The sequence below is a fragment of the Metabacillus malikii genome (assembly GCF_030813355.1).
GTDB lineage: Bacteria > Bacillota > Bacilli > Bacillales > Bacillaceae > Metabacillus > Metabacillus malikii.
On sequence record NZ_JAUSUD010000004.1, the window covers coordinates 111657 to 134737 of the forward strand.

Below are 23081 nucleotides of genomic sequence, written 5' to 3' on the forward strand. Positions count from 1 at the left end.
TGAATATGATGGTAATTAACTTGCTTAAAGCGGTCCATGTTACTCTTCTGAAAATTTAAATTTATTGAAATAACTTTATTAAAAACCCTTCTTCTTCAAGACTTGGAGCAAAGAACGTAACGCCATAGCTTGCAGCAATAGCAGATACGGATGTCCATATTACTAAACTGACAATCATCCAAATTGTTACTAACTTCCTAGAAGTACCAAAACTCATACCCATAAATGCAGCAATATGTGAGCCGACTAACAATGGGCCTAGTATTGTTAAGCCTGGCAATCCGTATTTATCAAATAAGTTACGTGCGCGCTTTTGTTTCTTATCTTCACTTTGCTCATCTACTTGAATAGTAGAAGGTTCATCTGATACTGGTTCATTTGTGCCTTCTTGGACTTTTACCTTTTTCCGTCTCCTTAACCAGCCTTTTACATTGTCTACAAAAACTACTAATAAGAAAATGGTTAATAGGTTTCCTAAAAAGCCAACTATTGCTACAGGAATAGCCGGTAGCCCCCCAATAATTGCTATTGGTACAACTGTAAATACTTCAAAAAGCGGTATTGCGGCTAATATAAATACAAGTAAATATGGAATTATCAAAGAGATATCTCTCCTTCTATTAAAAATTTTAATAAATATGTAAATTATCCTTTGTTTGCGTATATATTTGAAAACTACATTACATTAACATAAAAGCTCTTTTGAAAACTTTTTGATAAAGCTTATATGAAACTATAATTTTAGATAACTTTTTAATTTTACCACATTTTACAGTAATTAGGTAGAATAATTGTAAAAAGAGGGTGAACTAAGTATAATAAGTCACCCTCTAATTTTTATTATTCTGTTGTTTTATTAGTAACCTCATCTAAACTCTTGTTCGTCGTATATTGGTAATCTGAAGGATTAATAGGTGTAAATCCTTCAGGAGTGTAAAAACGCAACAAGTCCTGATTTACAATTTTATCTGACATTTGTAGTTTCATTCTTGCAATCTCTTCGAATTTTTTTATCTCTTCTGTTGTTTCGAGTTTCTCTCCAGTATTTGTATCATAATACTTACCATTTAAACCAGTAACAGTCTCAGTAATAAAATCTCCATTTCGGAATGGTACAACTGTTTGATGGTCTGGTGAAAATAAGTCGGTACCAACCTGCACATAACCTTTTGTATCAATACCTAGTAGATGCATAACTGTAGGCATTAAGTCAATTTGTCCACCATACTGATGCATAGTACCGCCTTTTTCTCCAGGAATATGGATAAATAGTGGAACCCTTTGGAGCTGAGCATTTTCGAATTTACCAACATCAGTATTTAATACTTTTGACATCGCCTTATTATGGTTCTCAGATATACCATAATGATCTCCATACATAATGATCATCGAATTTTCATACAGACCCGCACTTTTTAATTGCTCAAAAAATGTCTTTAACGCTTCATCTAAATAGCGTACTGTCTGAAAATAATTGTCAACAGAAGCATCTCCCGTTGTATGCGGCTCAATTGTAGCTAAACTCTGATCGAGCGGATAAGGGAAATGATTTGTTACAGTAATAAACTTTGAATAAAAAGGTTGTTTTAACGATTGTAGCATTGGTATTGATTGTTCAAAAAATGGTTTATCTAATAAACCGTAGTTTACAACTTCATCACTTTCTGCATTGTAATAGCTTAAATCAAAGAATTTATCAATACCTAATGACCTATATATCTCATTACGATTCCAGAATGTTTTTGTATTGCCATGGAAGACTGCAGATGTATAGCCTTGTTGGCCTAATATCGCAGGTGCTGCTTGGTACGTATTTCTACCTTTAGTTGAAAATGCAGCTCCTTGAGGTAATCCAAATAGTGAGTTTTCTAACATAAACTCAGCATCAGCTGTCTTACCCTGTCCTGTTTGATGAAAGAAGTTATCAAAGTAAAATGTGTTGCTATCTCTAGTTAATGAATTAAGGAATGGTGTTACTTCCTGACCATGCAATTGATAATCTATAATAAAATTTTGAACTGATTCTAAATGGACATATATAACGTTCTTACCTTTTGCAATACCAAATAAATTTGGGTCTGGTTCTGCATATATCGCATTCGTATAGTTCGTTACCTCTGTAATATCATTTGAATCCGCCATTGCTCTTTGTGCAGATGCATTTGTACTTTTGATTGCATCATAAATTGTAAAGTTATACATTCCTAAATACTTTACAATATAATTTCGGTCAAACGTTCTTGTTAATAATTGCGGTCGATCTGTTTCAGCTAAGCTTAAGTTAACTGCAAAGATTGCTATTGCAGCACTAAATGTGGCTAATAATGTACGTTTTCTAACTTTTATAGAAATTGGTTTTACGACTTTTGTTACAACAAGTAGGAATAAAATTATTGTATCTAGGAAATATAAAATATCATATGGTTTTAATAAAGCTAAGATACTTTGCCCTAAATCACCTGCGTTTCCAGTTTGCGTTAGCGTCGGTAATGTAATAAAGTCTGAAAAGAAACGGTAATATACAATATTTGCATACAATAAGAACGATAGAAGAAAACTAATGACTATCATGAACTGATATGCCTTTTTACCTTTTAAGAATAGTGCGAATGCCACGAAAAAGATAATAGAACTAATCGGATTTATAAATAAGAGAAATTCCTGTATGTTATTGTCGATACCTAATGTAAATTCAACTCTATATGCTGCGTAGGTTTTTATCCATAATAATGCGACTGTAAATAGGAAAAAATAGATGAGATTATTTTTCCATGTTATTTTCTCGGTTGTCATGTAATACACCTCTTAAATAAAAAATGTTAATTACTAATCATCTAACGAACATTTTACAATTCTATCGTAAGCAAAAATGTTCGTCAATAACGCAATTTGGAAAAATCCATTGTAAGCGCAACCGTTAGTATTAACATCTTCTATGTATGAAAGTCCTTTCATCCCCTTTATATTAATGTTTTTACTTAAGTATTAAAAAAATATTTGACTATTATTTAACATTTGTTCCGAAAGTTTGTTTATCTCGTTTTCAAGCTGAAATGTTCGTTTCGCATTCCCTTCAGCAAAGTTGGTAAGACGGTGTTTTAATTCCTTCTCATTGTGTAATTTTTCAGATACTACGATGTATTTTCTAAGTAATGCTGTTTCAAGGTTTAACGTTTCTTTTAACTCGCTCAATAACGCTTCTCTTGTCAATGCATCCTCACGGTCATGGTCGCGGTCATAGTCTACATCATGATTTGTGTTCAACGGTATCCCTCCTTCGGCTATATTTTCATTATGTTCATTTTATTTCTTATCAATTCATAATGGGTAAGTAACAAAATTTCCAATTTTTTAGTATTTGATTTTATTAATGATAGAAGTAATTTGATATAATTTTTATTTGTGTATCTGATAAGCTGTTTCAACACATCAAGTTTCTATAGAAATTGTCAGTTGCAGAACTTTGCTGTGTAATGAATTACTCAATGATAAATTTTGTTGCATAAAAAAAGGAACTGATTTTTCAGCTCCTTTTTACTATCATTTAGTTGTCATAAACTGGCCTTCTTTGAAGGTAAGTTTAGCGCTAGAGGTAAATTTGTTTACTGCACTAAATAAAGCTTTTACAGACGATGTCATAATATCAACATCAATGCCACATCCCCAATGGACTGTTCCGTCCTGTGCCGTTATCCCTACGTAAGAAACTGCATTAGAATGTGAACCTAGTTCTTGTGCATGCTCTTTATAAACTAAGTTACTATAATCAATTTGTAATGTTGAACGTAATGCATTACTTATTGCGTCTAGTCGGCCATTTCCTTCACCAACGAGCTGCTGTGTTTCCCCATTAATTTTAACGGTAACAATTGTGTTGTAATCATCATGTTTTGTAAATTGATAATCAATAAACTCTAATGGGTTGTTAATGTTAACATATTCCTTTTGGAAAATAGCATGGATTTCTTCTGGCATAAGTTCTTTATTTTGATGGTCAGAAACATTTTTAACAGTGTAACCAAATACTTCACGCATTTCTTTAGGTAAATCTAGGCCGTATTGCTGTTCCAATACATAACCAATACCACCTTTACCAGATTGACTGTTAATTCTGATAACGTCACCTTCATACTCTCTGCCAATATCTTTAGGGTCAATCATTAAATATGGGACAGACCAGTGTTCGCAGTCATGTTCCTCGCGCCATTTCATCCCTTTAGCAATTGCATCTTGATGTGACCCTGAAAAGGCAGCGAAGACAAGTTTTCCACCATATGGTTGTCTTTCGTTTACCTTCATTTTTGTCATACGCTCATATACTTCAATAATCTCAAGAATGTTTTCGAAGTTCAATTTTGGGTCAACACCATGTGAATACATATTTAGTGCGAGAGTGACAATATCAACATTTCCAGTTCTTTCACCATTTCCAAATAGGGTACCTTCAATTCTTTGTCCCCCTGCTAACATACCCAATTCTGCATCCGCTACACCACTACCGCGATCATTATGAGGGTGAAGAGATAGAATGACGTTATCTCGATAGTTTAAATGGTTACTCATGTATTCGATTTGACTTGCATAAACGTGTGGCATTGAAAGCTCTACTGTTGCAGGTAAGTTAATGATTACTTTATTTTCGGCAGTAGGTTTCCAAACATCTAACACTTTATTGCAAATTTCAAGTGCAAAGTCAATTTCTGTCCCTGTAAAGCTTTCAGGGGAATATTGAAATTGGAAGTTTCCTTCTGTTTCTGCTGCATATTTTTCTAGTAATTTTGCTCCTGAAACTGCTATATCAATAATTTCTTCTTTTGATTTTCTAAATACTTGTTCACGTTGAGCAACAGAAGTTGAATTGTATAAGTGTACAACTGCTTTTTTAGTCCCTTTTAATGATTCAAATGTTTTTTTGATAATGTGGTCGCGTGATTGTGTTAATACTTGAATCGTCACATCATCAGGAATTAAATCCTTTTCAATTAATGTTCGAAGAAATGTATATTCTGTTTCGGATGCAGCTGGAAATCCTACTTCAATTTCTTTAAAGCCTATTTTCACAAGTAATTGGAAATATTCAAGTTTTTCTTCAAGTGTCATTGGAACAACTAATGCTTGGTTCCCATCACGTAAATCAACACTACACCATATCGGAGCTTCAGTAATGTATTCCTTCTCAGTCCATTTCAAGCTTTTTTCAGGAGGCATGAAATAACCTCTCGCATACTTTTCAACATTTTTCATTTTAATGACACCCTTTCGTTTCAATTCAATTATTGTTCATTATCTATTTAGTGGAATGAGTTAAGAATGGGATGAAAGAAAACATAAAAAAGCCTTTCATCTCGTAAATAGAGACGAAAGGCTGTTATCAGCTTACGCGGTACCACTCTAATTCATGCCAGATTGACATGCACTCTAGTAGATAAAAGGAATGACTCCTCCTTATATCCTCCTAAAATAACGGTTAGGATCCGTCTCCACCTACTTTTTCTAACACGAAATTTCAGCGAGCTACTTCAAGGTGAGTTCAGATTTTCTCCACGACTGTTTTCCACCGACCAACAGCTCTCTGAGCGTTTTAAAAATCTTACTAGTCCTTTTCGATGTATTTAAATATTTAGAATATTATATCAAGTGAATTCATTTTTATCAATGACTTTTACAGAAAATTTTAGAAACTCAATATATTCTGTATAAGTCTGTATTGGTAAAAAGCTTAATATTATAATGGAAGACTACCCTGAAAATAGTCTCTTTTCTAAAAGATTGTGGCTTTTTGCACTAACCTTTTTAAGGGTTTGTTGGAACTGACCTGAGAGACTCCTGCGGGATGCGTGGAAGAGGTGAGACCCCGCGGAAAGCGAGTACTATAGCGGAGACAAACCCTAAACGACAACTCAGTTAAAAGCACCAATGTTTACGAAAAATGCCTAATGGAAATAGAATATTATTGTTGATTTTACCCTCATAACAGTTAATCATTCATTATTTTATCGGGCTGTGGGTATTCTACGCCAAATGTTTCAATTGTCATTTCTTTAATTTTTTGGTCTTCTAATGGCTTGTCGTTTTCATTTCTCTTTACACTTACTATCTTATCTACTACCTCAATGCCCTCAATAACTTTTCCAAACGCTGCATATTCACCATCTAAATGTGTGGAGTCTTTTACCATAATAAAAAACTGGGATCCAGCTGAATCAGGAGCTTGCGCACGAGCCATTGAAATAACGCCGCGTTCATGTTTTAAATCATTTTCAAAACCGTTTTTAGAAAATTCCCCTTTTATCGAATAATTTGGTCCACCGCTACCGTCGCCATTTGGATCGCCACCTTGAATCATAAAATCAGGTATGACTCTGTGGAAGGTTAAGCCGTTATAAAATCCACCTTCAACAAGTGAGATAAAGTTATGTACAGTATTTGGAGCAATATTTGGATATAATTCTAGTTTCATTTGTTCGTTATTCTCCATCGTAATTGTAACGATTGGATTTTTTTCTACTGTTGTTTTTTTAGTCGTTGTTGCAGTATTTTCTTCCTCTGCCTTCCCACAACCTGCGATAAGCAATAGGATAAATACTACTGTTGTAATCAGATAGGTTTTTAATAAATTTTTCATTGTTTTATTCCCTCCTATTTTCGAACTTCTTTTAATTGTTGCTGTTATCGTAAACATAGTTGCTACTTACTATTAGTAGTTTTGGTTGAATTCCTCCTTGTCGTACTTTCTCTCAATGAACCCTGTTTTAGTTTTGCAATATTATCAGATACTATAGCAAATTTTATCATTAATCTTTAATAGATAGAATATTGATTATATCTAAACAAAACTTTACTGCAAATAAATTACACTAAAATCACCACGTTCGCTTAATTTCTTTTTGTACACATTATGAACTTGGTTTTAGAACATTATAATGAGTTTCAAAATTCAATGAAGCTACAGTGAAACCTATTTTATCGATATTTTATTTCATCGTAGATTAAACTGAAACTCTTATCATACTTAAGAGATAGGCTATCCCTCCCCTTTCACATCATTCATCATTTATGTTACGGTTAACGTATACGTTTTTAGGAGGTTGCGATTAACATGGCGATAACTGAATTAAAACATCTTCTGAGAGATTTCTATCCTTTTTCATTGTTAACCGACTACCAACTACAAGAGATGACGGATAAAGCAACGGAGGTTACATTCTCCAAAAATGAGTTTATTTTTCATGAGGATGAATCGGTTGAAGAATTAGATTTATATTTTCTTGTTTCAGGATTAGCAAAAAATATATTACACCAATCTAATGGCAAACAATTATCACTTCGTTATTACTATCCGGGAGATATTATCGGAATCATGGTGATGTTTACGAATGGAGCATTAAACTTTTCAGTGCAAGCTTTAGAAGATTGTACAGTTTTTAAACTAAATAAGAAACATTTCTTTGAAATGATGACAAGGAATAATGACTTCTCAAAAGTTATTTGGGAAAGTATCGGTGAAAGAACGAAATCATTATATGATGAAATGAAAAACAAAACGAGTGATGACGAACGAGATAATGTTCATTTACTTACTTCTCGTGTCAATACATGGATGGATACTCCTGTTTTCATTTCACCTGAAGCAACTATGGAGCAAGCAGCTAAATTAATGAAGGATAAGAATGTGCTTGGTTTAATTGTAAGTGAGAAGCCGCCAATGAAATATGGAATCATTACTATCGGAAATATCATTCAATACGTGGCAAAAGATATTTATAGTAATAAAGTAAGAGATTGGGTAAATGTTGAACCCTATTATGTGCATGCAGAAGCATTTGCATATGAAGCATTATCATTTATAAAAAATAAATCTTTGGAATTTATTCCTGTTGTTCATTACGATAAAGTAATTGGAACATTGTCAAGTCGTTCCTTTCTGCAATTACAGGATTCAAGTTTTTTAGATTTAACTTATCATGTAAAAAATGGTAAATCTGTTAAGGAACTTGTTAACGAAGGACCTTTGGTTAATCAAACACTTCACACATTTATTAAAAGCTTGATGGAGAAAGATACGTATGCTTATGATATTGCGGAAGTGATTACAAATCATAATGATAACCTCTATCGTCAAGTTTTGAAATTAGCTGAAAGTGAAATGAAAGCTGAAGGATATGGTTTGCCTCCTATCAATTACTGCTTTATTATAATGGGCAGTCAAGCACGTAGAGAGCAAGGGTTTCGTACAGATCAAGATAACGGTATGATATTACATGATTATGAGCATCTCCATAATAAGGAAGAAATCGAGAAGTATTTTAACATCTTCACAACTAAGATAAATAGCCACCTTGCAGCAATTGGTTTTACGGAATGTAGTGGTGGCATTATGGCTCGGGAAAATAAGTGGAGGAAATCATCAACTTCATGGAAAAAAGAAATCGATACATGGAAAAAGGAATTAGATGCCGAGGAAATTCAGAAATTTACGATGTTTTATGATTTTCGGCCAATATATGGTGATTTCTCCCTGGCCGAAGATATCCGTACGACTATTACTGAAAAAGCAATGCGTTCCAATACATTACAGCAACTATTAATGAAAGATGCGTTGCGCTTTAAAATATCAGCACATCCGTTTGGTATTGTGCAAATTAAACAAAAAAATAAAAAGATTAATGTGAAAAAAACTGGATTAACACAAATTATCTATTCCATTCGTATTAATGCGATTAAGTATGGAATCCGTGAAGTTAGTACAATAAAGCGACTTGATGCACTAAAGAAACTGCATGCTATGCATCCTCGTGATGTTGACAATGCAAAAACTGCTCTACATTATTTACATTATTATCGCTTAAAGCAAAATTTATTGGAGCTTGAACTTGGTGAAATGACAACGAATGATATAAACATTATGAACTTAGAAAAGGAAGATCGTCTGAAGCTTAAAGAGGCTCTGCAAATCGCTCACCGTATGCAGCAAGTCACGAAAATCAGCTTCAACAGAAACCGGGTGGTGTAGTGACGTTTGCCGTATGATTTACAAATTATTAAATATTATTTATGGGATCAATTCTTCTTTAAAATGCATCGGCGTAAGTTAAATCATTTCGAATTAAAAAATGTAGCGCATTCAATTGAATTATTTCTAGAGAGTCAAATAGGAGTAACAGTAGATGATTTTTCTTCAACTACCTATACAATATTTGATTTAGAAACAACTGGTTTTTTCCCACAAATTGGTGATGAAGTTTTATCGATTGGAGCAATAAAGGTCCAAAATTATAAGATTCAATATGATGAAGCCTTCTATACTGTTCTAAAGCCTTTTAAAAAAGTACCAAAATCAGTTCAGCAATTGACCGGAATTACAATGGAGACTGTTCAGAATGCACAGTTATTTCCGGTCGGTCTCCAGAAATTTCTTGAATATAGCCAAGGAACTGTCTTGGTTGCACATCCGGCAACTTTTGATGTTGAATTCTTAAAGACTAGTATTAAAAAATGGAAATTGCCAAATTTCAATCCAACCTACATAGATTCACACAAGCTTGCTAATCAAATGTATACGGATAAAAAGAATTATTTAGATCATTTAATTAAACGATTAGGAATTAATGAACGTGAACGACATCATGCGTTAAATGACGCAATAATGACCGCTGAAATTTTTGTACAGCTTGTTCAATTAATGAAAGAGATGATTGATTCAACTACAACATATGAAATTGAAAGAGGATGACGTCGATGGACGTAACATCCTCTTTTTTATTTTTATAGTAGATTTATAGCTTCTTAAAGATTGCCGATATTGTTTCTGCTCCATCACTTTTTTCAGTAATAATATGTGAGAATGTATAAATAGAGCCACAACCATCAATATCAAAGAGTGTCATTTCCATAAAATCTCGAGGTAGTTCATGTAAATGCTTCAAAATGATTTCTTTATTTGATTTCTTCAAAAGGTCTCCTTCTTGCAAATAATGTACATAGGGATTTGTATCAAGAAGATTTTCAAAAGGAACATGGATAAATTTCATTTAAAAGCACCTCACATTGTAGTTTTCAGTATTTTCTGATTATTTATATCATACATGAAATACGTGATTTTGAACAGATATTTTTGAAATTTTTTATATGGAAATATTAAACTGTCAATTAAAATTTATTTCAAATGAAGACTCATCCTACCTATACCATTCATTGTAATCAGGCTAATTTATTCAATACTGATAACAAATGATACCAATTTCAAGCTATCGATTACATGTTAAAATGATGGAAAGGAAGTGACAAAATTGCCAGTTAAAATGAGAGTTTTTATTATATTGATATTTTTGTTGCCTTTTCTATTAAGCTTTCAATCTGAGGGTCGTTCCTATCCTACCTATGAAACATATTTAACTCCAAAAGGGATTGAATTCACTAGTTATTCATCGAATTGGGATCAGAGGAAGTTACAGGAGTTATATGTAGAGCTTTTAAAGAATGGACATGGAGAAGAATTAACAGAGTTAAAAGCGGTTAAAATTTACCCTGATAAGCATCAGGCTTCTAATACAAAGGGCAGTTATCAGGCACTTTCAAAGACTATTACACTATATCAAGGCGATAAATATGTTCATGTTGAAGACTATCGAGATACACTATCACATGAATATGGTCATCATTTTGCATATTATTATTTTCCATCTCATCATTTTCCATTTTCTAAGTGGAGTGTGGTCCGCGGTTTAGAACATGAAGCAATTCGTTGGGATGCATTCTGGAATTATAAAGAGGAGCATCACGCGAACTATCCACAAGAAATATTTGCAGATGATTATGTCCTTCTATTCGGTTCAACATCGGAAATGAATAGTAAAACATTTACTGATCATGAACCATTTTACTTGCGTACAGAACACGAAAATCAGAATATACCTAACATTCTCGAAAATAAACCGTTAATTGAGATGATTGAGTTGGAGAGTGGCTTAAGTGTGGAACCTTCTCGATTAATCGAAATGCCACATTTTACAAATATTACTGATAATCTGGTTAGCTATCAAATTACGAAAAAAGCAAATATCGCTTATCGCTTAAATGTACATTTACATGATATTAAAAATGAGTATGGAAGTACCGTTATGGAGTTTTATGAAATTACAGTAAACGATGATATCTCGGAATTACACTTTAATATTGAACAAGCCATTGAAAAAAATGATTCGAACTATCTATCATTTAGTCTTGATGTAGTCGATCTCTCGACATCAATAGGCTTTGAAACTGAAAAAATTACTGTAGGTATATAAAAGAATTATTGTCATTAATAGAATCTGACCCATCATAAGCATTTAGAACAGATATGAACCATATTCTTTATGTTTTATGGGTCAGGCCTATTGTCAGAGGAGTCTCCTCATAACCTTCCTCTTACTTCATTGCGGATTACTTCAATTTCCTCGTCTGATAAATTTGCTGGGAGTGACGTTTCTTTCTCGAAAATCCAAGCATTTATTAGTTCAAAATCATCTTTATCAAATGTTACACTGTATTCCTTCCCATCATGTGTTACCTGAGCTGTGACGTGTTGCTCGTCATATTGACCTTCATCAACAACCATTGAAAGTATTTGAAATGATTCCATGTACAAAGCTCCTTTTCCTTAGTAAAACTCATATTTGTAGGATGTTCATTAATAGAGCATTTATACTATGTTGGATTACCACCCACCCCGATATTGTGGGACTCGTGGTGCGAAAAACTAGCACAAATATTTTGTACAATAAAAAGTAACACGGAGTCTTAACCCTGTACGTTTTTATCTATTTTGGAAGCATTAATAGTAAACTCTTCTCTAACTTAATAAATCGATAATATCTTCGTCGGATATAGATGGACTTTTACTAGATTGAATGATGTCTTCGATCAGCCCTTTCTTTCGCTCTTGGAGTGCGTTCATTTTCCCTTCTATTGTTCCGTTCGTTACTAGCTTTATGACTTGGACGACCTCAGTTTGTCCGATTCGATGTGCACGGTCAGCTGCTTGCATTTCAACCGCAGGATTCCACCATAAATCGTATAAAATAACTGTATCTGCACCAGTTAAATTGAGTCCAGTACCCCCTGCTTTTAACGAAATTAAAAAAATTTCTCTTTCACCATTATTAAATCTTTTACATAACTCGATTCGCTCAGCTGAAGCTGTTTGGCCATCTAAATAAAAATATGGAAAATCCAATTTAGTTATTTCAGCCCCAATTAGCTGGAGCATTTTCGTGAATTGTGAAAAGATAAGAATTCTTTTACCTGTACTATGGCATTCTTTTATAATATCGATTAATTGATCGAGCTTTGCAGACCTACCATCATAATCATCAATAAATAAGCTTGGATGACAACAAATTTGGCGTAAACGTGTGATTCCAGCTAAAATCTTAATCCGGTTTTTTTGTATCGTTTCTTTATCAAGATGCTTAAATTTATCATGCTTTAATTTGGCTAAGTAAGCGAGATAAAGTTGTTTCTGCTCTGGATAGAGGTCAGAGAAGAATTTATTTTCAACCTTTGCCGGTAGCTCTTGTAAAACATCTTTTTTCTCTCGACGTAATATGAAAGGTTTTACCCGTTTAGCAATTACTCCTCGTGGTAAATGTAGAAACGCTTTACGATTAGGAAACAAACTAGGAAAAACAATTTGAAATATGGACCATAGCTCAGTTAAAGAATTTTCGACAGGAGTTCCTGTTAACGCGAACCGGTTTTTGGCAACAACCATTCTTGCGGATTTAGCAGTTTGAGTTAAGGGGTTTTTAACTGCTTGTGCTTCATCCAAAAAGAGTGTATGAAACTGTTTATCTTTATAATGGTTGTTGTCCTTTACTAATAACGGATAAGACGTAATTAGTACATCGTACTCCCCTGCTTGGTTAAATATATGATTTCTTTCTTTTTTTGTTCCGGCAACGACCATCACTCTAAGTTCAGGTGCAAATTTCTTCAACTCATTTGCCCAATTATAAATAAGTGAAGAAGGTGATACAATAACTGCAGGTTTTTTCAGATGTCGTATTTCTGATACATTAGAAAGAATAAATGTAATTGCTTGGATTGTTTTGCCTAAGCCCATGTCGTCAGCAAGAATACCACCAAATTGATATTTAGATAATGTTTTTAACCAGTTAAAACCAATTTTTTGATAATCCCGAAGAGTGGCATTTAAGTTAGGTGGAACACCATATTGTTCTTGATTTGGTGTTCGTAAATTCTGTAAAAACGATTCGAATTTCTTGCCGAGTTTTACAACTGCTTTATCTTCCAATTTGTCTAATTGTTGTATTCCATATAAAATTGGCAGGTGAATTTCTTTTTGAAGGTCATCGTGATTTAGCTCTAGGCCTTCTAAAAATCGAGCAACTTTTTCAAACTCCTTGTTTTCTAATGACAAAAAGGAGCCGCTTGTTAATTTATAATATGGACGCTTTAGCTCGAGTGACTGTAATATCCCTCGAATATCTTCTTCATTTAAACCATTAATGTCAAACTGAATTGATAACCAATTTGTTCGTTCTTCGACCTCTACTCGAAAAAAAGGGTAAACAGGTTTTGTGAATAATCTTGCTCGAACAGCAGAAGTTGCAAATATCTCAACAAATGATTTTAGCTGAGGAATCATATTGTGTAAAAACTGATACTCTAATTCTTCATTTTGTAAGAAATATCCGCCTTCTGTTTTAGATAGCATACTCTCTTCCAATAGTCCTAGTATTCGTTTCTCTTTTTCTTCATCCCTTACAATCGATGAAGCTTGTTCTTCATAGTCTATTTCTAGAGGATTTAAAATAATGTCATTATATTGAAATTCTAAACCTGCTAACAGCTTATGATTTATTCTATCTAGATATAGTCTAGCTTTTAATTGGTTACCTTTCAGTATCGGTGAGAAAGTCTGTGATACCTCTACTTTACCAAGCTGCTTCATTATTGGAATTACTTTTGTCGTGTATTCTTCAAGTTTCTCTATTGATAGTAGAAAATGACTTCCTTCATGTTCTTCGACCATATTTCTCAACTCTGCAAGTAAATGAAAATGCGTATCTTTTAACATAACTAGTTTATTTTCAATAAATATTATTTGATAAAGGTGCAAGAATTTAAGTTTTTCTATACCGTATATCTTCAAGCGGAAATTATTATCACCATTTTTATAATCGAATGAAAACGATATGGGTAATGTTTCGGTACATTTTGTAACGCCTTCATAGTGCTGATTTTCATAGACGAGCTTCGTCGAAGGTGCCGCTATGAGTAGAGGAAGTACCGTTTCAAATGAGCTTGGCGGAAGATAAAGTCTTGCCGAGTTGTCGCTATGTGTAGTAGTGGCTACATTTTTTGTATAAAATGTTTCTTGTTTAAATATTGTCAGTAATTGCTTGATAAGCTTGTCTGTTTCTCGTTGTAGAAAAAACTGCTTATTATGGTAAGTAAAATCATCAGACACTATAAATGGTTGACCTTTTTCATAATGGGTTAAAAACTGCTTTATATTTACTTCAGTCAACTTATCGCTCCCAATACGAAGACGAATACTTAGCATGTCGTATTGGTCTTCAATGTTCAGGATAAATTCCGTCTTCAATAATTTTCGATCTTCTATATAGTGCTGATTATTTTTAGGAGCTATGGAACTCGGTGAAAATAAATGTAGCAAGTCTGGTTTAGATCTATTAGAAGATTGAGATGAGGTATGTGTTGGAAGAGACTCTTCTTGATAAGAAGAATCTCGTTTAGTCGTATCATTAAGGAAAAGCAACGTTGCTGCAACATGTTGACAATGCTTGTTGAAGGAAGATAACTTAGGGCAGTTGCATTCTGCCTTAATTTTTCCCATTTCTTTTTGTATGGTTACATAGAAATTCTCTATTCCTTTAATAACCGCTTTATATACGAATGGATCTTCATCACTGTTTATAAGTGATACGTGCCCTTTTTTATTATATTGTTTGCCCCTTTTAAAGGATTGCTCCCCGCATAATTCTTTAATTAGTTTTTCACTAGCAAATTGATTCATTTTGATTCCCTTCCACGCGTGGCGCCCACTGCTATAACAGGCACAAGATACCTTTTATTATACTTTATAGAGAGCCTAGCCAATCATTAATTCGATATTGAATATCTGAAAACCAAATATTGAAAAATGTCATTTTATCAAAATACAGCAATATACCAAATATAATCATGATAGCTCCGCCAATTTTCATTAGCTTTTGTGAATGCCTAACGATAAATTTTGTCTTACCAATAAAGAACGCTAATAATATAAATGGGAGGCAAAAGCCTAATGAATAAGCAGTTATATTAATAAATGCCTGTGATGGATTAAGTATACTTGCAGACATGATTACACCAAAAATGGGTCCAATACAAGGTGTCCACCCTGCAGCAAATCCTAGGCCAATTAAAAATGAGTTAAGAAAACCAACTTTCCGCCCTTTTCTTTGAACACGCGTATCTTTCATCATAAATTTCGGCTGGAATACCTCTAGCATAAAGAGTCCCATTAAAACAATAAATACTCCACCCAACATTCTGATTAAGTCTTGATTATTTTTAAACAGTGTTCCGATACTGCTAAACGAAAAGCCTAATATATAATATATGACGGAAAATCCTAGAGAAAAAAAGATGGAATGAAGTAAAATCGTTTGTTTATGGCGACGGTCTTTGTCACCTTTTAATTCACTAATGGACATTCCTGTTATGTATGAAACAAATGATGGATATAATGGCAAACAGCATGGTGAAATAAAAGCAAGTAAACCAGCTGAAAAAGCCATAATAAATGTAATATTTTCCATAATAGCCCCCTTAAGTCATATAATAGTCAATCCTAGTTAATAACGAAAATATGACTATTATCTCCTACGCTCTAGTACATTGGAAATCAGCAGAGAACTCCCTTGTTTGTCAGGAATTATCTGCTGATATCAGTTTAGCATATTCTCATTTATTTTAAAGTAGATTGTTTAAACTGTATGGTTTAGGTGAAAGTATTACTCAACATTTTTAGTACATGTAAAACTAACCTTATCATAAGGTACGGTTAAATTAAATACTATTATGTTCATGTAATTGTTGAAATTTAAATAACTATTTCTGATAAGACGTACTCAATCACTTGTTTAGAATGTAGTCTCGCCGCAATATATGGTGGTTGAACATGCATAGTTGTTTCGAATGGTAACCCTAACCACAAATATTTTTTATCAATTATGATGAAAGGAAATGGCACTGCTACTGATGTGTCAGTTTTATTTTTCTGTTTTACATCATTTGTTGAGAATACTTCAAGTGTTGTAGAAGGATGCCGTGTATTTAATATGTTTCTCCATTCTTGTGTAAGCTTCTTCCTGTCAGGTATATAAATGAATATTGTATGTTTAGCATGTATAATATCATCTTTTAACTTCTCAAGCTTTTTAGCATGAATCCATAAAAGCTTTGGATGTTGGTTTTTTACCCATGAACCAATTTGCCGCGATTGGATAATTTGTTGATTGGTAGTTTGATGATTGACGAGCTGGTGAATTGTCTTGTTGCGATATACATTTGAGCGGATAAATTGCTCGTTGCAAATATGGACAAATTTCCCCCTTGTACGAGTAATCGCGACGTTTATTAACCGTTCACTATCTTTTCCAACTAAAAGCATACCAGGTCTTTCCTGAGGGTAGCTATCAACAACATCAAAAATCATGACATCACGTTCGCTACCTTGAAACTTATGAACTGTAGCTGCAATGATGTCAGCCTCTAACAGCTCTTCTTCATAAAGGTCAGATAATAGTAAATCCATTAGATAAGCTTGTGCCCGATATGGGGTAACGAAACCAATTGATTTTGCCCCAGAGAGATATGCTTCATGGATGACTTGGAATGACAACAAAAGGTGCCAAATATTAAAGCGTGAATTCGTTGATTTCTCACGCAGACAATAGTTGCCCATCCCGGATGTATTAACTAAAATCGATGCAAGATTTTCAAATGGTGGACGCTCAACAATTGGGGTCCTTGAGCGTTTTACGCTTTCATGATCTCCGACCAATGAGTTGTATATATGTTTGTTTGTAAATGCAGAAATATCAGGATGCATTCGTCTTTGTTCTTTTAGCAGGAACAGATGTGGATGAATAGAATGTTTTTGCTTATCTTGTACCCAATTGACAACTTGTGCTTTATGGAAGATATCCTCCCGCAACCATTCATCCACTAGTTTGTGTCTTGCTGTTGCAATTGGTGGTAGTTGCTTAAAATCGCCACATACAATCGTTCGCTTAGCTAACGAAGCTGCAAATGCTATTTGAGGTACATATGCCATACTTGCTTCATCAACAATTACTAAATCATATTGCTTCTCATAAATGGCTGGGTCTGTTGCGGCTTTTGCTAATGTTGTTCCGATAATTTCTGCATCGTTGACAAAACTTAGTTCCTGTTCTCTAATCTTTTCATGCATTTGTGATAATTTTAATTCTAGCTTAAGTAACTGTTCCGAATCTCTATTGGTATAAGAATTTCCTAACGTTTCTTTAAGGCCTTTTCTCTCTTCTATTAGTGCTTGGCGATTTGTTGCGAGACTTGGATTATGGATGTTCAGCAGCTCACTAGTTGTCATAAAATGAGTAGATTTTTCTGTATGTGCACCGTAACGTAAAACATCACCAGTTCGTTTCAATTTCCCCTTTTTATGAATGAATTGAGTTGTCTCAGCAATTAATACATCTACAGCCTGGTTGCTTTGTGCAAGTATTAGGACAGTTTTATGTTTAAAATATTTATTTGCTGCGACTCTGCCGAGGGTATATGTTTTACCAGTACCTGGAGGGCCCCAAACGAATGTAACAGGATTATATTTGCTTCTTAAAACAAGCTCATGCACATTTGATGAGATGGAATCTGTAGGATGTTTCACTTCTAATGGGGGATTCATAAGTTTTTTTATACGTGTTCGTTTCTGTTTACTTTCCTTTATTTCATCCAAACGGTCATGCAACTGATCTAATAATTCCCATGGATCATATACTAGATATAGTTGTTGTAAACTTCCTATTGGGGCTTCAACCGCTATTATAATTGATTTACCTTCAGAAGATAATATTCTACCCGTCATTGCAATAGGTTCAATTGAAATTTTCGATCCGTTGGGAATTCTAGTCGTTTGGGTTGTTTCAAAATAATAAGTGTAGGTCCCATTAGATGCTGTCATTGGTTGACCATTTTTTAATACGTATTTAGAGCTGCCATATTTTTTTAGATGACTAATTTCGGCCCGTAATGCTTTTTGCCAAACATTGAGATAAAAATTTGTTGATTTCATTCTTAACTAATCCTCGTACTTTCATGTATATATTAGCCATACTAATGGATTCTGATCAAAAAATCTAGGAAAGTGTAATGGGGAACTAAAAAACACATTATGATTGTATACGATTAATGAGATGCTTGCCATTCAAAATTAAAGAAAGATAACAACATAAATGAAGGAGGTTGAAATTATCGTAATTTCAACCTCCTTTATAGAAGTTTATTTCTTATTAAGTTCGTCTAAGATTGGATAAAGCTCTTCCAAATGTGTAATTTCATAGGTAGGAACTACTTCGTTTCTTTCTTTATCATGGCGATTAATCCAAACATTCTTCATGCCAATACGGGATGAACCTAAAATATCTGTCATTAGATTATCACCAACCATAATTGCTTCGTCTTTTGAAAGTTGCATTTTTTCTAAAGCATGCTCGAAAATTGTTGGGTCAGGCTTCCCTCTTCCAAACGCACCGGAGATGATAATCTGTTCGAAATACGGTACAAGTTCTGGTGTGATTTCTAACTTAGTATTTTGTAAATCAGGTGAACCGTTTGTAAGTAATAATAATCGATAATCTTCTTTTAACTTATCTAAAACGCTAAACGTCTCATCATACACGAATGGACTTTTACGGCGATTAGCAGGGAATTCTTCAGCTAGTTTAGCTCCGAACACGCTGTTATCGATTCCACATGCCTTCAGTCCCCTAATCCATGCTTCTTTACGATATGTTGGTACAATGGCAGCCATCTTTTTGAAGTTTTCCTCATCATCAAGGAAGTTGCCCCATAGCCCTTCAAAAGGATTAATTCCTATCATTTGTGTGAATTCATACGTTTCATATGAAGAATATAGCTCTCTTGCTTCATGACGAACTGCTTCTTCTAGTTTATTCGCGTCAATACCAAATTCAGCTTCTGCTAGTTTACAAGTTGTAATAAAAGCTTCCTGAACACTTTTCTGGTCCCATAATAATGTATCATCTAAATCAAAAAATATCGCTTTAATCAATGTGGTTGCCTCCAGTTCTATGTACGGTAATACGAAATATTTCCACTATTCTTTCAATAGATTAACCGATTTTTCATAGAGTTGTAAATAGTGGGTTGAAACTTCTAAACTTTGAAAAAACTAAATGAGCTATATTTGAACCTTTTCCTTCAAAATAAATTTTTCAACGACTTTAGCGACCCCATCGTTCATGTTTGTATCTGTGACATAATTTGCAGCTTGCTTTATATCATCTGGAGCATTGCCCATTGCTACTCCAAGACCTGCAAATTCAATCATTGCAAGGTCATTGTAGCTATCACCAATTGCAATAACTTCGTCTTGCTTTATGTTTAAGAGCTGTATCAACTGATTAAGACTTGTCCCTTTTGTCACTCCTTTTTCCGTGAATTCCAGGAAGAAAGGCTTCGAACGCATTACACTAAATTGATCCTTTAATTCCTTTTGTAACGTTTTTTCAACAACTGCCATTTTTTCTGGGGCATCTACCATTAGTACTTTTACTACAGATTCTGTAACTGCTTCTTTGAAACTCGGAACGACCTTAATCGGTAATCCTGTTAGTTCAGATTCTATCGCTGTAAATGGGTTGTCTTTTTCGGTAATAATTTCATCACCAACATATGTATGAATAAATACATCTTCTCGTTGACTTAAATGAAATAATGAATGCGCTTGGTTTGGTGATAAAGTACTGCTAAATATCTCTTCACCTGTTTGGCAATTAATTATTTTCCCGCCATTAAATGATAAAATAAAGCTTCCATATTCAGCTAATAATAATTCATCAGCAATATGCTTCATTCCAAATGTAGGACGGCCAGAAGCTAGTACAACCTTGACTCCATTTTGTTGTGCTTCCATTAAGGCCTGTTTTGTTCGGTCAGATATGGAGTGGTCGTTGCGAAGTAGTGTATCATCTAAATCTAATACGATCATTTTATATGTCATCCTTCATAACCCTTTCTGTATACAAGTACTTATTATCGTACTACAAAAAGCGCTATTATGGGGAGTAATTTATCAAATAGAATAAAAAATGCTGACTTCTTTTTATTAGGAGAAGTCAGCATCGTTTAAGTTTAAAAGTTTTATAGTTTCGCAGCAGCTTGTTTTGATGTTAAAATTTGAACTTCAATGGAGCCACCGTTTGTATCAACGATTGTTTTAATCATCACAGGATAATCTTTATTATTCATAAATTTAAAATCCGGACCATTCCAGGATACTGTTGCATCTCTTCCTGGAGGTACATACCCAATTGACCGGGAATGTGAATGAACTTCAATAACTTCTAATCCTGCAGCTGTCACAGCATTATATAGTGTCGATGAAGTTTGACATATACCGCCACCAATTCCTTCAACAAATTCTTTGTCAACGATCTCCATAGCCTTTTGATAACCTCTTTCAACCGTACGTTCTCCAACAACTAAATTAAAGTAAAAACGGTCTCCTGGGCCTAATACGATTTGATTTATCGTTCCTGCTGACAAAGCAATATTTTTCGTTCTACCTTCTACCCCTGCATTAAACGTAGTTTTATAAGAACCGATGACAACTTCATCAATACCTTTTACTGTCTCTTCGGTGACATTTGGTGCTTCTTCTTCGACAGGAAGAATTACAGTCTTATCGAGTGCACGAATATTTTTTAAGGAATCGACTAGCTTTGCTTCATCGAGAACAACACGTTTTTGTCCCTGTGTAAGTTTTCCGTTTGAAAATTTTGCAGGTACCATTGGTTTATCTAAATCGTTAGCCAAGTTACTAGCAATACTTTTTAATTCTTTTTCGTATTCTTCAGTATTCGGTTTAATCTTTGGATTAAATGAGTATAGTGTTTCTTGAGTAGTTGGATGAAGTAAATCAACTTTATGTTCAATCGATTTTTCAATTAATTGAAAGCTATTCGTACCCATAGCACTAGCCGTTAATGGTTCATCCTTGTTGCCATTTGTGACACCTGAACTACATCCTGTAACTAATAAAATCATAAATAATGAAGATACATATTTTTTGTACATTCTCTCTCCCACATTTCCCACTAAGATATTGTTTCTTTTATAAAAGAGTTAATACTTTTTGAAGACCCCTCCGTCTAGTAATACATCAACCAATTTTATCTTATTCTATAACTGGATTAATTATCATTATTAAATGTAAAAAAATGTTAAAATCAAAAACTCCTGATTGGATTCACACTCTGTTAATGTTAAATGAAGTCCCTATCATATCTCAGATGTTCATATTAATGTACAATTCACGAATGTGTGTTTAGTAAATTGAAGTGAAGTAAGTATATATACAGCTTATTTGTAAGAATATCCCTAAAATTTAGGATGTGAATCATTAACAGATTAATTATTATTTTACTATATTTATAGATGTAAAGTATCAAATTCATGACAAATTTTAAGTTTTTATTTCTAACAGTAAGACGAATCAGGTAATGCAAATGTTTCATTTTTTTCAGCTAAATGAAAAATTATTTAAATTTTCATTAAAAATGTAGTGTAATAAAAACGACCGCTTCTCAGCGGTCGTTTTAACTACATAATTATTCTGTTACTTTAACTACCCAATTAAATAGATCTTCATGTGTACCCGTTTGGATTCCAGTGAGTGTATCGTATAATTTTTTAGAAATTTCACCGGTTTCTCCGTTATTTAGAACCATTTGCACATCGTTATAATAAAACTCACCAATTGGACTGATAACTGCAGCTGTTCCAGTTCCGAATGCTTCCTCTAACTGGCCATTTTTATATGCATTATACACATCTTCCATTGAGATTCTCTTCTCATGAACTGTAAGTCCCCAATGTTTTAACAATTGAATGATTGAGTTACGTGTAACACCTTCTAGTATACTACCATTAAGAGCAGGTGTAACAATTTCACCATTAATTTTGAAGAAGATGTTCATACTGCCAACTTCTTCGATATATTTTTTCTCGACACCGTCTAACCAAAGAACTTGGGAATAACCGTTCTTCTCAGCTTTTTCCTGTGCTTTTAAGCTCGCTGCATAATTTGCGCCAGTTTTTGCCGTACCAGTACCACCTTTAACAGCACGCACATAATTATCTTCCACATAAATTTTCACGGGCTTAATGCCTTCTTTATAATAAGATCCTACCGGAGACAAGATAATCATGAACCGATAAAATTTTGATGGTGCAACACCAAGATAATATTCAGTAGGGATAATAAATGGGCGAACATAAAGTGATGTTCCTTCCAAATTAGGTACCCAATCTTTTTCAATAGCTACTAATTGTTTTAATGCTTCAAGTGCAAATTGTTCGTCAATATGTGGTATACAAAGACGGTCATTTGATTGGTTCATCCTTTGGAAATTTCTGTCAGGTCTGAATAGAAAGATTTCGTCTTCTTTTGTCCGATATGCTTTAAGACCTTCAAAAACGGTTTGACCATAATGAAAAACCATCGTTGATGGACTTAATGAGATTGGTTCGTAAGGGACGATTCGTGGATCATACCATCCTTTTGTCACACTGTAATCCATTACAAACATGTGATCAGTAAATACACGCCCGAATTCTAATGTTTCAGGATTTGGTTTCTCTTTTCTAGTAGTACTAAGTGTAATGTTGATTTTATTTTCCATAGCTAACTCTCCCACTTCAATATAATAATAAAAGTAGCTATTATCGAAATAATAACTTTCTCTACTACGAGAATATCTGTTAACCTATTTTATAAC

17 protein-coding genes and 1 other annotated feature are annotated in these 23081 nt (G+C 33.7%); of the genes, 3 read left to right on the forward strand and 14 right to left on the reverse strand.

Annotated elements, in window-relative coordinates; genetic code table 11:
• Positions 1–61 precede the first annotated feature (61 nt).
• The 5 genes from J2S19_RS06015 to J2S19_RS06035 all read right to left on the reverse strand — a co-directional run bounded on the left by J2S19_RS06015 (position 62) and on the right by J2S19_RS06035 (position 6625).
• Entirely contained in the window at positions 62–601 is a 540-nt protein-coding gene (locus J2S19_RS06015; protein WP_307338714.1) for a small multi-drug export protein, read from the reverse strand.
• A gap of 239 nt (positions 602–840) precedes the next feature.
• Complete coding sequence (ltaS, locus tag J2S19_RS06020) at positions 841–2793, reverse strand: lipoteichoic acid synthase (RefSeq protein WP_307338717.1); 1953 nt, start codon at positions 2791–2793, stop codon at positions 841–843.
• 192 nt (positions 2794–2985) lie between these two features.
• The gene (locus J2S19_RS06025) at positions 2986–3264 is read right to left on the reverse strand and encodes a hypothetical protein (protein ID WP_307338720.1); all 279 of its coding nucleotides are present in this window, start codon (positions 3262–3264) and stop codon (positions 2986–2988) included.
• Between the two features lie 276 nt (positions 3265–3540).
• Positions 3541–5244: a 2-isopropylmalate synthase gene (locus tag J2S19_RS06030; protein ID WP_307338723.1), complete on the reverse strand. Its 1704-nt coding sequence runs from the start codon at positions 5242–5244 to the stop codon at positions 3541–3543.
• A gap of 106 nt (positions 5245–5350) precedes the next feature.
• Positions 5351–5616, reverse strand: a binding site (T-box leader).
• A gap of 361 nt (positions 5617–5977) precedes the next feature.
• Positions 5978–6625, reverse strand: coding sequence for a peptidylprolyl isomerase (locus J2S19_RS06035; RefSeq protein WP_307338727.1), 648 nt, complete (start codon positions 6623–6625; stop codon positions 5978–5980).
• Between the two features lie 474 nt (positions 6626–7099).
• Here J2S19_RS06035 and J2S19_RS06040 point away from each other — a divergent pair, with 474 nt between their 5' ends.
• Entirely contained in the window at positions 7100–9013 is a 1914-nt protein-coding gene (locus J2S19_RS06040; RefSeq protein WP_307338731.1) for a DUF294 nucleotidyltransferase-like domain-containing protein, read from the forward strand.
• Positions 9014–9019: 6 nt separating this feature from the next.
• Entirely contained in the window at positions 9020–9733 is a 714-nt protein-coding gene (locus tag J2S19_RS06045; protein ID WP_307338732.1) for a 3'-5' exonuclease, read from the forward strand.
• Positions 9734–9776: 43 nt separating this feature from the next.
• Here the strand turns inward: J2S19_RS06045 and J2S19_RS06050 are convergent, their stop codons facing one another.
• A complete protein-coding gene (locus J2S19_RS06050) occupies positions 9777–10031 on the reverse strand; it encodes a hypothetical protein (RefSeq protein WP_307338734.1) in 255 nt (84 codons plus the stop codon).
• Positions 10032–10289: 258 nt separating this feature from the next.
• On the opposite strand from J2S19_RS06050, the gene J2S19_RS06055 reads away from it, so the two are divergent.
• Positions 10290–11288, forward strand: a complete 999-nt coding sequence (locus tag J2S19_RS06055) for a hypothetical protein (protein WP_307338737.1) — start codon at positions 10290–10292, stop codon at positions 11286–11288.
• 107 nt (positions 11289–11395) lie between these two features.
• Here J2S19_RS06055 and J2S19_RS06060 read toward each other — a convergent pair whose 3' ends face one another.
• The 8 genes from J2S19_RS06060 to J2S19_RS06095 form a co-directional block, all read right to left on the reverse strand.
• A complete protein-coding gene (locus tag J2S19_RS06060; RefSeq protein ID WP_307338739.1) occupies positions 11396–11623 on the reverse strand; it encodes a hypothetical protein in 228 nt (75 codons plus the stop codon).
• Positions 11624–11833: 210 nt separating this feature from the next.
• Complete coding sequence (locus tag J2S19_RS06065; RefSeq protein WP_307338741.1) at positions 11834–15046, reverse strand: DEAD/DEAH box helicase; 3213 nt, start codon at positions 15044–15046, stop codon at positions 11834–11836.
• A 64-nt stretch (positions 15047–15110) separates the two neighbouring features.
• The gene (locus J2S19_RS06070; RefSeq protein ID WP_307338744.1) at positions 15111–15833 is read right to left on the reverse strand and encodes a cytochrome c biogenesis CcdA family protein; all 723 of its coding nucleotides are present in this window, start codon (positions 15831–15833) and stop codon (positions 15111–15113) included.
• 284 nt (positions 15834–16117) lie between these two features.
• Entirely contained in the window at positions 16118–18352 is a 2235-nt protein-coding gene (locus tag J2S19_RS06075) for an AAA domain-containing protein (RefSeq protein WP_307338747.1), read from the reverse strand.
• Positions 18353–18559: 207 nt separating this feature from the next.
• Positions 18560–19351, reverse strand: coding sequence for an HAD family hydrolase (locus J2S19_RS06080; RefSeq protein WP_307338750.1), 792 nt, complete (start codon positions 19349–19351; stop codon positions 18560–18562).
• A gap of 129 nt (positions 19352–19480) precedes the next feature.
• Positions 19481–20302, reverse strand: coding sequence for a Cof-type HAD-IIB family hydrolase (locus tag J2S19_RS06085; RefSeq protein WP_307338754.1), 822 nt, complete (start codon positions 20300–20302; stop codon positions 19481–19483).
• A 140-nt stretch (positions 20303–20442) separates the two neighbouring features.
• Positions 20443–21378: a VanW family protein gene (locus J2S19_RS06090; RefSeq protein WP_307338757.1), complete on the reverse strand. Its 936-nt coding sequence runs from the start codon at positions 21376–21378 to the stop codon at positions 20443–20445.
• A gap of 533 nt (positions 21379–21911) precedes the next feature.
• Positions 21912–22985: a branched-chain amino acid aminotransferase gene (locus J2S19_RS06095; RefSeq protein WP_307338760.1), complete on the reverse strand. Its 1074-nt coding sequence runs from the start codon at positions 22983–22985 to the stop codon at positions 21912–21914.
• Positions 22986–23081 lie beyond the last annotated feature (96 nt).